The organism is Bacillus sp. FSL P4-0248 (assembly GCF_038593305.1).
GTDB lineage: Bacteria > Bacillota > Bacilli > Bacillales > Bacillaceae > Bacillus > Bacillus safensis.
The window spans coordinates 1,276,374-1,290,669 of record NZ_CP151983.1 but is presented as its reverse complement, the minus strand read 5'-3'; the positions used below and the strand labels follow the sequence as shown (position 1 = coordinate 1,290,669).

Genomic DNA, 14,296 nt, shown 5'->3' with positions numbered 1-14,296 from the left:
CTACTGGTCTATTGTATCAGTTTTTGCTGTATTTCGCACAAAAGCGCACTGGCATGAATCCAGTGCGCCCTGATGATTGATTTAAGATGCACGAAGCAGACGCAGACCATTTAAAATGACCAAAATCGTACTTCCTTCATGCCCGATGACACCAAAAGGCAAATCAAGCACTTGTAAGAAATTCGCACAAATTAACAGACAGATCACCGTTAATGAGAAAATAATGTTTTGCTTAATGATTCGATTCATTTTTCTTGAAAGACGGATCATCTTTGTTAGGTTATTTAAATTGTTCTTCATTAAGATGAGATCCGCTGTTTCTAAGGCAACATCTGTGCCTCCGCCCATCGCAACCCCAACATCTGCTGTGGCAAGCGCTGGTGCATCATTGATTCCGTCTCCTACCATGATGATTGAATTACCTTGTTTTTTTAATTGATTGACCTCATGTACCTTTTCATCTGGAAGACATTCAGCCACTACGGTTTGGATGCCGGCTTCCTGCGCAATCGCTTCAGCCGTTTTTTGCTGATCTCCTGTCAGCATGACGGTCTGGATGCCTAAATCATTTAGTTCTTGAATCATTTTTTTGGCTTCAGGTCTGATTTGATCCTTAAGGCCAAGACAGCCAACAACTTTTTCATCCTTTTGAACGTAGACCACTGTGTATCCTTGCGCTGAAAGGTCATCACCTGTCTCTTCAATCTCGCGGTCGATTGACGCCTTACCCGCAAAGTCTTTCTTCCCAATCCGCCACGTTTCTCCATTTAATTGTGCTTTCACACCAAATCCAGAGGTTTCTTCAATGGTGACATGGACTGTTCTTTCTGTTTGGTGCTCTTTTGCCATATCAGAAATTGCTTTCGCTAATGGGTGGTTTGATTGACTCTCAATTTGATAGAGTGCCTGGTAAAAAGCAGATTCATCCTGCCCTTTCGTCATGACAACTTGTTCTACGGCTGGCTTCCCGCTTGTAATCGTCCCCGTTTTATCAAAAGCAATCATACTGCTTGTGCCTAGTTTTTCTAAAAAGACGCTTCCTTTGACAAGCATCCCATTTCTTGCGCCATTTGAGATCAGTGACAGTGCGGCTGGCATAATGGATGCAACAAGAGCACAAGGTGAAGCAACGACCATAAACACCATTGCCCGATAGAAGGTTTCACTCATACTCCAGCCGAGGACAAAATGAGGCAGAACCATTAATACCGCAACGGTGATCAGCACACCTTTTACATAGGCACCCTCGAATTTTTCGATAAATGCCTGGCTTGGCGAAACACTTTCTTGAGCGGATTCAACAAGTTTAATAATTTTATGGAATAACGTTTCTTCATTATGTTTCGTGACTTCCACTGTTAAGGAACCATTTAAATTCACTGTTCCTGCAAATACGTCTTCCCCCTGCCCTTTTTCCTGTGGAATAGATTCGCCTGTGAGGGCAGATTCATCCACACTTGTTCTCCCGCTTAAAATGACACCATCTGCTGCAATGCGTTCCCCAGCTTTGACCATAATCCGGTCACCTGGTGTTAATGATGAAGCGGCGATTTGAATGGTCGTACCGTCTTCTTCAATTAAAGTTGCTTCATCTGGTGCAATGCTCATTAATGCTGTTAAATCTTTCTTGCTTTTATTTGACGTATACGTTTCAAGCGCACCACTCAGTGAGAAAATAAAAATTAAGATAGCGCCTTCTGCCCAATAGCCGATTAGAGCTGAGCCTATTGCTGCGAAAATCATTAAAAGTTCCACATTCAAGGTCTTCGACGAAATCGTTTCTTCAATTCCTTCCTTCGCCTTTGCAAAACCTCCAATAACAAATGCTAGGACGAAAAGAGGAATGCTCCACATGCTCTGATCCTTTAGAATCCATCCAATTAAAATGAGAATCCCCGAGATTCCTGCTGCAATTAATTCTCCGTGCTGTGCCCATTTATGTAAGGACCATTTCGATTCCTTTTGATTTGTCGTTTGGTAAAGTGCTGTATTCTCATTCATGATTGTTTTCTCCTCTCTAATTGATAATCGTTTTCACATTATCAATCGTTAACCGTTTCTTTTTCCATCTATATTTTCTGCTATTTCAAGCTTTTTATTGGTCTGTAACTCATTATAACAGGTTCTGATCAATTTTCAATTAATAATTATTATAATTTCTTTTTGATAATAATTATCATTATTGATATAGATCGTTCCGTCTTCTTCTGAGCACATTGTATTCAGATGAAAAGCAAACGAACACAAAAAAGAACCAACAGAATTGGTTCTTTCACATAAAGGATTTGTTCTACGAATTTGTCCACTCTTTGATTTGTTTTTTCGTCAGTGGACCTACATGATTTTTCACCACTTCTCCTTTTTCGTTAATCAAAAAGGTCGTTGGAATGGTGATGATTTGATATTTCTTCATCATTTCTCCGTGTTCATCTAGTATGATCGGGAATGTAAACCTTCTGTCTTTCACAAATTGGGCAACAGCATGTTTACTTTGTTCAGCACCTAGTAAATTCACGGTCAATATGTCAACATCACTCTGATTTTCTTTCACAATCTGTTCAAATTCGGGCAGCTCCATTTTACAGGACGGGCACCATGTTGTCCAAAAATGCAAAATGGTCTTTTTCCCTTTTTCGGGAACCATCTGCATGTCACCATTTAATGTTGGCGCCTCTATCTTTGGCGCCATCACAGGCTCTTTTGCTTCTGCTGCTGTGCTCGTTAGAAATAGAAGCAGGGTCATCATCAGAAGACTGGCGGGTAGATGTTTACGATTCATCATGATCTTCCTTCCCAGTTTTCTTCTAGCTTGCCCTCTCGATGGCGATGACATTCAAGCTTTTTTCAATGTAAGAAACATTGAAACGCCGAGCTCCTTACAAATCGTCGCATAATGCAGTGCAGTCAACAGCAGCATGCCTGTGTTCATCCCTAAAATGACCCCCATCATATTCAAGCTTTCAATTGAACCGAGGAAATACACCATAGAAAAAGAGACGACATGCACCCATATATTATGTAGGAACACATCTTTGATGAGCCCCATTCCGATTAAACACGCTTGAAACGGCATCACAAACAGGTGGCATAAAAAGTATGGCCATAGCAGCTGTAAATAGACAGCAGCTTGCGGTGAATCAAAAAAGAGCTGTGTGAGCGGGTAAGCAAAATAATACATGACCATCACTGCCGGCACCCCATATCCAAACGTTATAAGAATCGCCTGTCTGACACGTTTTTTCACAAGATCATACTGACCTAAAGCATAGGCTTCAGAGACACTCGGAATCATCACAATCATGATGGAATGAGCGATAAACGCTGGGAAAAAACCGATCGACATTGCGACACCAGCCAGCATGCCGTAATGATCAACAGCAAGTGTTCCAGAAATGCCTGCTGCTACGAGCGCTCCTTTGATTAAAAATGGTTCAACCGCATTGGCGATCGCATGAAAGATGCGCATGCCCGTTGTCGGAATGGAAACGGCTAATAGGCGCTTTCGCACATCACTTCCTCTTAATTCAACAGACCTGACATTCACAGCATTTTTTGCCATGACGTATTGGGAGTATAAATAAATAAAGACAACAAGATCACTCGCAACAATGACACCAATGGCGATGAGTACTGCTGTTTCAATATCAAACGAATACCAATGAAAAAACAAAAACAAGCAGATAAGCTGGATCGTTTTCTTCAGCATATTGCCTAAAGCAATTCTGCCCATTTGCTGCTTTCCCATAAAATAGCCGCGGGCAATGGAGGTAAACGCAATAATTGGGATAAGTGACAGCACTAGGCCCTTCATAAGCGGATGATACGACTGAAACACTGGAATGAAAGGCAGTACAATAGCTGCTATAGCTGTTGTTGTACTTGTCACCACAAGTGTCATTTTAAAGGCATGACGGAGCATGCTTTTGTGGAGACGCTCATGTGATTCTGCAATGAATTTAGAAATGGAGACTGGCAGCTCTAAACTGGCGATCACAAGGACAAGCATGATGATTGGAAGGATACTCATATATAAGCCCATTCCATGTTCTCCAAGCTCTCTCGCTAAAATCATATTGACTAAAAACTCTATACACTCCGCAATAAAAGCTGCGACAGATAGCAGAATGACCCCTTTTACAAATCGATTCATGTAGCCTCCCCTTGTCTAAAGCAAATTCTTTTCACATTCTATGAGACAAGTCCAAAAAATATTTTAATAATTGAAGACAAAAAAAGAGCAATCTCATTGATCGCTCTTTTTCTCTATACGGCAAACACGTGACGTCCGATACGTTCTACAATTTTGCGGGAACGAATCCAATGATCTGTTGCCGTTTTTGGATTATAAAAATAGATAGCCTTTGTTGTTCTGTCATGCTCTTTTACTACCTGCTTCACCGCTTTAATGGAATCTTGATCTGCCTTATCATGAATGCTTCCATTCGATACTGGCTGGAAGGCATTTCGCTGATAAATCACACCTTTCACGCTGTCAGGAAAAGAACGATGCTCCACCCTGTTTAAGACAACACTTGCCACCGCTTTTTTCCCTTCGTAAGATTCACCTTTCGCTTCAGCGTGTACCAACCGAGAAAGCAAGTCCATTTCTTCATTAGAATACTGTTTTCCGCTTGCCTTATTCGTTGTTTCAGATTTTACTTTTTTCTTTTGCTTCGGTTTTGAAGACTTTTCTTCTGTTGACGTACTTAGCAATTTCACTTTTGGCTGACGCTTTTCTTCAGAAAATGCTGGGATGACTTGCTCGTGGTCTTGATCTATATATGAAAGCTGATGTTTAACAGGTGCTTGTGAAAGTTCGTGACTTAATGTGCCTTGCTGCTCTTGTATATTGTCCATCTTCATTGCTGCAACGAGCATAAGGATGACAAAAAGAGCTGTATGAATTTTAATCATTCGCCTTTTTCCTCCTATAATCAAAGTAGGCTGTAAGATACTTGTCCACTCTAACAAGAGCTCATTCTATTTTCACGCACAAAGATTTACATGCCTGTCCAAATTCCGTCATTAAATGGCATGTCCTAGTTGAGCGCACATAAAATGGAATTGTTAGCGCTTAAAAAGGTCCCTTTTTCACCTATCATCATCCTTATGCTCCTGATTATGGGTTATTACATTTTCTTTTCATATGTATCAGAGTCGTTTGAAGTGTGACAAAAGAACGAAAATAAAAAAGCTTTCTCTCATCAATGAGAAAAAGCTTTAGCTTCTTGCTTCTGTAAGATATTCAAAAATAACATCTCCACCATGTTTGGCGATCCCGCGAAAATGTTTAAAATCATCTTGATTCACCAAAACAGAACGAAACGTTAAAAAGTCATCTTTTTGGATGGCCACCTGTTTTTCCGTCCCATTCCGTAAAGATTCGAGGATTGTGAGGATTTGTTCTTCAGTCAAAAAAACCGCTCCTTTTCAGCCATGATCAATTATTAAATATACCATTCGTTAGAAGAGCATACAACGAAAACAAAACAAAAACGTCTTTATCCTTTACATTGGTATGAAAATATTGCAAAATACTTTTTAATAGGGAATGAAATCTGTTTTTAAAGGAGAGGGATCGGTTGAAGATTGCAAAAATTGGAAATGTGATCGAATTTAGAAATGGTTTAACAGGTGTAGTTGAAAAAGTGAATGAAAACTCTGTCATTGTGGATGTCACCATTATGGACAACTATAGAGATCTAGAACTGGATTCACTAACAGTCGTTAATCATAAAAACTATAAAATCATCAAAGACTCCGTACATTAATTTGCAATCCTCAATTCAGACAATCGGTACATACGTATATATAAAGCAAATTTGGCTCGTTTGACAACTTTGCTCTATTTGAACAATCACATATGAAAAAGACTGATACCACTTAAAGAGGGGTCAGTCTTTTTGCGTATGAAAGGTTTGCATTTCCGCCTTCGTCTTGTACATCTCGACTTCCTCGGGTGTGATCACTCCTTTATCAATCAAGAGGGCAATCACTCCAAGCAATGTGGAGGCACTCCATTTATACCGTTCTTTGTTTTGATGTTCGAGCATTTGAAGCTCTTCCCTTAGATCCATTAGCAGCTGCTCTGCCCGCTCTTCTTTGTTTGCCAACTCAAACGCCTCCGTTTATCATTCACTCCCTCTATTTTATCTTACATCAAATGAGATAAGCAAAAAAACATGATCCCCCTTTACAAACGTACGTTCTGTCATGTATAATATGTTTACGAGCTGGTAGCCCCCAGCCGTCCTAGCAAGTTCTATTCCCATTCGTATGAGAAGAGTGACATGACTCTTCTCTTTTTTTATGGTTGTTTCGCAAAAAAAGACATGCATCCGGCATGTCTTTTCCTTTTTTCTCATTTTACATATCCATCACCAAACTTAGTTTGCAGCATTTGTGGTTACTCAGGACATAAGGAAAACGACTTTTTTATACGACTCAAGTAAATCCCCATTAACTTTTTTTGGGGACGATTTGTAATCTCTTCGCAGTGACATTATACCTGTGCTAGCCCGCCATCTACGAACAATTCAACACCCGTCAAGTAACTGCTTTCGTCTGAAGCAAGGAAAGTTACAGCGTTTGCTACTTCTTCAGGTGTCCCAACTTTTCCAGCTGGAACAGTATTTCTGGCATCTTCCATCGCTCCTTCAAGTGCATCACCAAAAAGCTCATCGTATGCAGGTGTAAGAATAACTCCTGGACTTACCACATTTACACGAATTTCAGTACCTTTTAGGTCAAGAATCCAGTTGCGAACTAGTGCTCTTAATGCTGCTTTAGATGCTCCATATACACTAAATGCTGGGTTGCCAATTGATCCAGCAGTAGAGCCCGTTACAATAATAGAACCTACTTTGTCCGGGAATAGTGATAGCGCTTTTTGAACAGTAAAAATGGTTCCTTTCACGTTAATGTCGAACGTTCTATCAACCTGCTCTTCAGTAATTTCACCTAATGGAAGGAAGTTGCCGATGCCTGCATTAGCAAAAAGGATGTCCAACTTACCTTTTTCCTGCTTTATCATGTCATATAGTTTGTCTAAGTCTTCAAGCTTAGAAATATCACCTTGAACACCGGTTACGTTCTTGCCAATTTGGTTAACAGCTTTATCAAGTTCGTTTTGTCTACGTCCCGTGATATACACATATGCACCTTCGTTTACAAATTTTTGTGCAGCAGCAAGACCAATCCCACTTGTTCCACCCGTTACAAGCGCTATTTTACCTTCAAATTTACCCATACTTAACACTCCTTTAGAATTCATATTATTTTATGTCTAGTACCTTTAAGTACTTGAAGAGCAACTTACAAGATATAGTATCCTCCAGCAAGCACATTATCGGAAGTACCCACTTTTTTGTGATATAGTAACTAAAAAGTAATAAATGTGGAATGGAGAGCTTTAGACATGAAAAAATTTAGCTGTGGGTTTGAAGTGACAAAGGAAGTGATTGGCGGAAAATGGAAAGGCCTTGTATTATACTTTTTAATGAATGGACCAAAGAGAACGAGTGAATTAAAGCGCATTATCCCAAATATCACGCAGAAAATGCTGATTCAAACACTTAGAGAGCTTGAGGCCAGTGGACTTGTGACCAGAAAGATGTATAATCAAGTACCGCCGAAGGTTGAGTATTCATCCACTGAACTTGGAGAATCTCTTAAACCTATCTTGCAGGAACTTTGTCAATGGGGGAGCCAATATGCGGAGCAAGAGTATGCAGAAGGTGAATATGAAATTGTACAACCAGAACAACTAAAGTGAGGATTGAAGTAGCTGCTGAAGTAAATGCTAAACAACATCAATACCATCACCTAACAGATGAAGAACAGTCAGAAATAAATGAGATAGTCAATTTTGAAAGTGAAGTTCTAATCAGAAGTGTCATGGACTATATTCAGGAGAACTTTGATGAAATTCAAAAAAGAGCTGTTCAAATGTTAAAGAGAAGGTTCAGAAACTTAACTTTAAACAATAAATGAAGATATGATCATAATATTTAATGCCTATGATCTCTAAATAGGCATTTTTTCTTTCGGATAAAAAAGAAAAGACGTACAAATTGTACGCCTTCATCTGCCTCTGTACTATCAATTTTTCACTGCATAAAAGTTACAGTTCAGGTTGCACCTCAGGTCACACTTTTTCATACAATTCCCATGAGTATTTTCAGGTGTAACTTTTTCCACTTTAACGTGACACCAATTCGTTTCACACTCCGTCTCACACAGCGGAATAATTACCGATTATCAATCGTCTCCGGATACATATCATGGTTCATCATACGGTATTCTGCCATTTCCTCATATTTCGTGCCAGGTTTCCCGTAGTTCGTATACGGGTCAATGGAAATACCGCCTCTTGGCGTAAATTTGCCCCAAACTTCAATATACCTTGGATCCATCAATTCAATCAGGTCGTTCATAATAATGTTCATACAGTCCTCATGGAAGTCACCATGGTTACGGAAGCTGAACAAATATAATTTTAGCGATTTACTTTCGACCATGATTTCATTTGGGATATAGCTGATATAAACTGTCGCAAAATCAGGCTGACCTGTTTGCGGACATAGTGAGGTAAATTCTGGGCAGTTGAATTTCACAAAGTAATCTCTATTTGTATGTTTATTTGGAAACGTTTCAAGCACTTGTGGTGCATAATCAAACAAATAATTGGTTCCTTGGTTTCCCAGTAGCGTGACACCTTCTAATTCTTCTGGTTTTCTTGTCGTCATGTCATCTCTTCCTTTCTATACGCCTCGTTTATTTCCCCACAATAACGTGTGCAGCTGCGGCAGCACTCTTACGCGGTTTAAGTCTGGATCTTGCGCTACTTGATCGACAAGCGCTTCATATTTCTTTAATAAATGCGTCAATAAGTACGCATCATCAGCTGTCGTCGTGTCATCATTTCCTACCTGCAAATAAAAAGGAAGCTCAGGGTATTTTGCATGAACATCCTTCGCATACGCTAAGTCACGATCGTCAAAGATCACGACCTTCAGGCTAGCATGCTGCAACCTATTTCCGTTTTTCAGCTCATCTATAATACGTGTTAGTTTCGTAAAATCTGTTTTCATATTCGAGCTTGGCGGCTTAGGAGAAATGGTTAAATCATCAATTTTCAAAAACCATTCCTGATACATCGTCCCTTGTGTTTCAAGCGCTGTATCAATTCCCTCTTCATGCAGTAAATCAATGAGGGATTCCATTTGTTTTAAAAGGGCTGGGTTTCCCCCTGAAATGGTGACATGAGAAAAAGCCTGTCCGCCTATTCTTTTTAATTCTTTGACAATGTCTTCTGCCTCAAGCCACTGAATGTCATGCTTCGCTGAGCCATCCCATGTAAAGGAGGAATCACACCAGCTGCACGAGTAGTCACAGCCAGCCGTTCTGACAAACATGGTTTTTTGTCCAATGACCATTCCTTCTCCTTGAATGGTTGGACCAAAGATTTCTAATACGGGAATCGCTTTAGCCATTGATCTCAACTCGTTTCGGACGGTAAATGCAATAGCTTGTTGGTGTCTCTCTGACAAAGACCTGAACACATGCCGGCTTGTTCGCTAAAGTCGATAAATACGCTGCGACTTTGTCATGTACGGTCTTTGCTACCACCTCAGTGGTTGGCATCGCGTATCGATCGTTTGATGAGAATTCCTCATGATCATTGAGCAGCGTGTGATCGTACTGCCCATGAATGAGCTTTTTCAATGTACTGAAATTGACAAGGAATCCCGATTCATCTAGCTCGTCTCCCGCAATCGTGATATTGATGGTGTACGTATGACCATGAACACGGCTGCATGCGCCCGCATCTTCTCGCGGGATGAAATGGGCAGCAGAAACATGCATGTCTTTATTTAATTCAAATGAAAATGGATGATCGGTTTGTGGATAGATTTGAGAAAGCATTTATTTTGCCTCCTTCATTTCCATATAAGTGTCATAGCCATTTTTCCGCAGCTTACACGCAGGACATTCCCCGCAGCCATCAGAGATGATGCCGTTATAGCAAGTGAGCGTTTCATTTTTCACAAAATCCAGCGCGTTAAGCTCGTCTGCCAGCTTCCATGTTTCTGCTTTATTCAGCCACATCAGTGGTGTATGAATCACAAATGGTTTTTCCATTGCTAAATTCACTGTGACGTTGCAAGATTTCACAAACTCGTCACGGCAATCTGGATAGCCGCTAAAGTCTGTCTCACAAACACCTGTGATAATATGTCTTGCTCCAATTTGATACGCAAGAATAGAGGCGAAAGATAAGAACACTAAGTTTCTTCCTGGTACAAATGTGGAAGGAAGCTCTCCTTCTTTTTCCTCAATGTCAATGTCATCTCTTGTTAAAGCATTAGGTGCCAGTTGATTTAAAAGAGACATATCTAACAGATGATTCTTCACACCTAATTTGTCAGCGATTCTTTTGGCGACATCAATTTCTTCTTGATGACGCTGATTATAATGAAAGGTCACGGTTTCTACCTCTTCAAATTGTTGAAGTGCCCATAATAAACATGTCGTACTGTCCTGTCCCCCGCTAAAGACAACGACTGCTTTTTCATTTTTCATTTTCTGTTCTCCTCCTTTTGCAGATGAGTACAACCGTACAACACTGCATCTGAAAGGCTCCTGAAAACCCCTATTTTTCTCAAAAGAAAAGACACCTTTACATGTGTATGAGGTGTCCCAGCCATAAAAAATAAAAAATGCCACATCCAAGGATACGGCAAGTCCTTAGTTTTTTATAGAGGGTTTTGCTAGAACCTCTCCCGTCTTCACGGATTTTTGTTCAATTTTCACAGAGGATAGTGTACCACATATTTTTCATGCAGGCTATCCCTTCTTTACTTATCTAGCGGGGCAGGCACTTTTTTTAGACAAAGAAAGAGGATAAAAAAGATGCTGACATAGCCAAAAACCGGATAAACCGTTGAAATCAGTGTACCGTAACCAATTTTACTAATCACATAGCAGCATATGAGAATAAGTGATATCGTAAAGATGCTGTTCATTCGGATATATGCCCTCACCTGTCTCTCCAGCCCGTATAAATTGCCTATGACGGATGTAAAAACTTCACCGAAGATGACAAATAAATAAATGAGATGAATCGAGTTTGCGACTTGATAAACTACCTGGGCCATTGGAATATCAAACGCCTCCAGCATATCTAATGAAGAAAGAGATAAGAAGCAAGCAAGCAAAATGAGTGTCAGCATGATGCCCCCAAGCACCGCTCCCTTTTTAATGACTGCTTCAGAGGTCATTTCATTTGCGACGGGTACTAACACTGCCTGTGACAGTGCTAAATTAAAGGCACCATATGACACTGCTGATAATATCCACTCGCCCTCACCCATTTGCAGCGCAAGAACATAACTTTCACTGCTGCTAAACACAAATGAATCAAGAAACACGATCATTGAAAAGAAAATCAGCATTGGAACGACAAGGACGTTGACTCCAAATAGCCCTTTTGAACCTTTAAATAGTACAATGACGCTCAGAATGATCGTCAAAAAGACCCCATATTCCTTCGATATACCAAGCTGTTCTTCAAAAATAGCCCCTGCGCCTGAAATCATGACTGAGGTGACACCAAGTAAAATAAAAAACATGACAATATTAATATATCGACTCGCAGCTGCGCCAAATAAAAAACGGTTCATATCTTGATAAGATTCTGCTTCGATTCGTTTCGAAATCAGCATCATTTTTGCCCCAAGGCCAGTAAAAATAACACCGCTAATCAGGATCCCTAATAGTCCAATCCAGCCAAAACGAACAAAAAATTCTACGATTTCTTTCCCTGTCGCAAACCCAGCTCCAACCACTGTTCCTACATAAACAAAGGCAAGCTGAAAAGCGGATTCATTTGAACGTTTCATGTGACCCCTCCGCACCCATCACTTTCGATTGTCTCTTTTTTATCCTATGAGACAAGTTCCTTGAAAAGAAGGACAAACCATGATTAAATGCAAAAAAGGATTTTTATTCCCCTTTGAGCAAAACAGTTGAAAGTCAAAATAGGTCAGAGTATACTATAGTCAAAGATGGTCAAACAATAGACCATTTCCTTTAACATTCATTGGTCAAATAAAGTCAAACTTTATTTTAAGGAGGTCATGGCAAATGCGTTGTCAACATTGTCAAGTAAATGAAGCAACTATTCGCCTGAATATGCAAGTAAATTCGTCCCGGAGCCAAATGGTTTTATGTGAAGACTGCTATACCTCTTTGATGGAGCAGTCAAAAATGAAAATGGGACCTCAGCTTTTTGGCGGAAGTTCATTCTTCTCTCAGGCAGCAAGTCATGCCCCAAACATGGAGCAGCCAAAGCAAAAAGGCTTACTCGATGAGCTTGGCCGTAACTTAACAGATGGAGCAAATGCTGGTTTAATTGATCCAGTCATTGGCCGAGATGAAGAAGTCGCAAGAGTCATTGAGATTTTAAATAGAAGAAATAAAAATAACCCTGTTCTTATTGGTGAACCAGGTGTTGGGAAAACAGCGATCGCAGAAGGACTCGCGCTCAAAATTGCGAGCGGCGATGTGCCAAATAAATTAAAGAACAAACAAATCTATTTATTAGATGTCTCCTCACTTGTCGCAAACACAGGTGTACGCGGTCAATTTGAGGAAAGAATGAAGCAGTTAATCAAAGAACTGCAAAGCCGTAAAAATATCATCTTATTTGTAGATGAAATCCACCTTCTTGTGGGCGCAGGATCTGCAGAAGGATCAATGGATGCTGGAAACATTTTAAAACCAGCCCTTGCAAGAGGCGAGCTGCAGCTAGTAGGTGCGACGACATTAAAAGAATATCGCCAAATTGAAAAAGATGCTGCACTCGAACGGCGCTTCCAGCCCGTTATCGTAGATGAGCCAACACAAGATGAAGCAATCGACATCTTAAAAGGCATTCAAGATAAATACGAGGCCTATCATGGTGTCTCCTATTCAGATGAAGCAATCAAAGCGTGCGTTCAATTATCTTCGCGGTATATTCAAGACCGTCATTTGCCGGATAAAGCCATTGATTTAATGGATGAAGCTGGTTCAAAAGCGAATCTCTCCATTGATGCAGCAAGTGAAGATGAGCTGACAAACCGACTAGCGCAAATTGCCGCAGAAAAACAAGCTGCGCTAAAAGAAGAACAATATGAAAAAGCAGCGAAGCTTCGCGATGAAGAAGAAGCCATTGAAGCAAGACTTCAAAACAAAACAACTGAAAAAGAGCATATCGTTACAGCAGAGGACATTCAGGCCATTGTGGAACAAAAAACAGGCATTCCTGTCGGGAAACTCCAAGCAGACGAACAAACCAAAATGAAAGAAATTGACGTCCGTCTAAAAGCACGAGTGATTGGACAGGAACATGCGGTTGATAAAGTGGCGAAAGCCGTGAAAAGAAGCAGAGCTGGTTTAAAATCGAAACATAGACCAACAGGCTCCTTCCTTTTCGTTGGACCAACAGGTGTCGGGAAAACCGAATTGTCTAAAACGTTAGCTGAAGAATTATTCGGTTCAAGAGATGCGATCATTCGTTTAGATATGAGTGAGTACATGGAAAAACACTCTGTGTCCAAACTCATCGGTTCTCCTCCTGGTTACGTTGGACATGATGAAGCTGGCCAGCTGACTGAAAAAGTGCGCAGAAAACCATACAGCATCATTTTGCTGGATGAAATCGAAAAAGCACACCCAGATGTACAGCACATGTTCCTGCAAATCATGGAAGATGGCCGCTTAACAGACAGCCAAGGCAGAACGGTCAGCTTTAAAGATACAGTCATCATCATGACAAGTAACGCAGGCAGCGCAGATAAAACGGTCAAGGTCGGCTTCCAGTCTGATCAGGAAGAAGCGATTGAGGAACAATCACTCATTGATTCACTAAGCAGCTACTTCAAACCAGAATTTTTGAACCGTTTTGACAGCATCATTCAGTTTGAATCATTAGACAGAGATGATTTAGTGAAGATTGTTGATCTTCTGCTCAATGAGCTGTCAGAGCAATTAAAAGAGCAGAATTTAACAGTCCATGTCACAAATGAAGCGAAAGAAAAAATCGCAGAGCTTGGATATCACCCTGCATTTGGTGCTCGTCCACTTCGAAGAACCATCCAAGAGCACGTTGAAGACCAAATGACGGAGATCCTGCTTGAAGAGGAGCAGCTTTCTGGATTTACTGTGGATGTTGAACATGACGAAATCGTCGTAAAAAAAGGATAACTACATCTTCAGGATGATATGCATCTCCATCATGTTGCGGCGTCTA

Annotated in this window: 15 protein-coding genes and 1 riboswitch; of the genes, 3 read left to right on the top strand and 12 right to left on the bottom strand. The window is 40.5% G+C overall.

All coding sequences use genetic code 11. The annotated features are described in order from the left end of the window. Positions 1 to 81: 81 nt before the first annotated feature. From NST65_RS06515 to NST65_RS06495, 5 genes are all read right to left on the bottom strand, one after another. Entirely contained in the window at positions 82 to 2,001 is a 1,920-nt protein-coding gene (locus NST65_RS06515; protein ID WP_111927289.1) for a heavy metal translocating P-type ATPase, read from the bottom strand. A 289-nt stretch (positions 2,002 to 2,290) separates the two neighbouring features. Next, complete coding sequence (gene stoA, locus NST65_RS06510; protein WP_065214300.1) at positions 2,291 to 2,779, bottom strand: endospore biogenesis thiol-disulfide oxidoreductase StoA; 489 nt, start codon at positions 2,777 to 2,779, stop codon at positions 2,291 to 2,293. 54 nt (positions 2,780 to 2,833) lie between these two features. Next, entirely contained in the window at positions 2,834 to 4,150 is a 1,317-nt protein-coding gene (locus NST65_RS06505) for a polysaccharide biosynthesis protein (protein WP_111927287.1), read from the bottom strand. A gap of 113 nt (positions 4,151 to 4,263) precedes the next feature. After that, the gene (locus tag NST65_RS06500; RefSeq protein WP_070325763.1) at positions 4,264 to 4,914 is read right to left on the bottom strand and encodes a cell wall hydrolase; all 651 of its coding nucleotides are present in this window, start codon (positions 4,912 to 4,914) and stop codon (positions 4,264 to 4,266) included. 306 nt (positions 4,915 to 5,220) lie between these two features. Beyond that, positions 5,221 to 5,415 (bottom strand): hypothetical protein, encoded by a 195-nt coding sequence (locus NST65_RS06495; protein WP_034281552.1) that lies wholly within the window; start codon positions 5,413 to 5,415, stop codon positions 5,221 to 5,223. Positions 5,416 to 5,582: 167 nt separating this feature from the next. On the opposite strand from NST65_RS06495, the gene NST65_RS06490 reads away from it, so the two are divergent. After that, positions 5,583 to 5,771, top strand: coding sequence for a DUF2187 family protein (locus NST65_RS06490; protein ID WP_003211747.1), 189 nt, complete (start codon positions 5,583 to 5,585; stop codon positions 5,769 to 5,771). A gap of 123 nt (positions 5,772 to 5,894) precedes the next feature. Here NST65_RS06490 and NST65_RS06485 read toward each other — a convergent pair whose 3' ends face one another. Together NST65_RS06485 and NST65_RS06480 are read right to left on the bottom strand one after the other, a co-directional pair. Beyond that, on the bottom strand, positions 5,895 to 6,113 hold the full coding sequence (locus NST65_RS06485) for a hypothetical protein (protein ID WP_070325762.1): 219 nt from the start codon (positions 6,111 to 6,113) through the stop codon (positions 5,895 to 5,897). A 389-nt stretch (positions 6,114 to 6,502) separates the two neighbouring features. Continuing rightward, positions 6,503 to 7,249, bottom strand: coding sequence for a glucose 1-dehydrogenase (locus NST65_RS06480; protein WP_111927283.1), 747 nt, complete (start codon positions 7,247 to 7,249; stop codon positions 6,503 to 6,505). 168 nt (positions 7,250 to 7,417) lie between these two features. Here NST65_RS06480 and NST65_RS06475 point away from each other — a divergent pair, with 168 nt between their 5' ends. Beyond that, the gene (locus tag NST65_RS06475; protein WP_041116456.1) at positions 7,418 to 7,774 is read left to right on the top strand and encodes a winged helix-turn-helix transcriptional regulator; all 357 of its coding nucleotides are present in this window, start codon (positions 7,418 to 7,420) and stop codon (positions 7,772 to 7,774) included. A gap of 475 nt (positions 7,775 to 8,249) precedes the next feature. Here the strand turns inward: NST65_RS06475 and queF are convergent, their stop codons facing one another. The 5 genes from queF to NST65_RS06450 all read right to left on the bottom strand — a co-directional run bounded on the left by queF (position 8,250) and on the right by NST65_RS06450 (position 11,903). Further along, entirely contained in the window at positions 8,250 to 8,747 is a 498-nt protein-coding gene (gene queF, locus NST65_RS06470) for a preQ(1) synthase (protein ID WP_024426839.1), read from the bottom strand. Positions 8,748 to 8,762: 15 nt separating this feature from the next. Further along, positions 8,763 to 9,494 (bottom strand): 7-carboxy-7-deazaguanine synthase QueE, encoded by a 732-nt coding sequence (queE, locus tag NST65_RS06465; RefSeq protein ID WP_034281545.1) that lies wholly within the window; start codon positions 9,492 to 9,494, stop codon positions 8,763 to 8,765. After that, on the bottom strand, positions 9,487 to 9,927 hold the full coding sequence (queD, locus tag NST65_RS06460; RefSeq protein WP_034281544.1) for a 6-carboxytetrahydropterin synthase QueD: 441 nt from the start codon (positions 9,925 to 9,927) through the stop codon (positions 9,487 to 9,489). Before queD ends, queE begins: the two co-directional genes overlap by 8 nt. After that, on the bottom strand, positions 9,928 to 10,584 hold the full coding sequence (queC, locus tag NST65_RS06455) for a 7-cyano-7-deazaguanine synthase QueC (RefSeq protein ID WP_024424683.1): 657 nt from the start codon (positions 10,582 to 10,584) through the stop codon (positions 9,928 to 9,930). It abuts the gene before it with no gap. A 159-nt stretch (positions 10,585 to 10,743) separates the two neighbouring features. Beyond that, positions 10,744 to 10,788, bottom strand: a riboswitch (PreQ1 riboswitch). A 71-nt stretch (positions 10,789 to 10,859) separates the two neighbouring features. Next, positions 10,860 to 11,903, bottom strand: coding sequence for a hypothetical protein (locus NST65_RS06450; RefSeq protein ID WP_111927279.1), 1,044 nt, complete (start codon positions 11,901 to 11,903; stop codon positions 10,860 to 10,862). 244 nt (positions 11,904 to 12,147) lie between these two features. Between NST65_RS06450 and NST65_RS06445 the strand changes: the two genes are divergently transcribed. Next, positions 12,148 to 14,250, top strand: a complete 2,103-nt coding sequence (locus tag NST65_RS06445; protein WP_046310761.1) for an ATP-dependent Clp protease ATP-binding subunit — start codon at positions 12,148 to 12,150, stop codon at positions 14,248 to 14,250. Positions 14,251 to 14,296 lie beyond the last annotated feature (46 nt).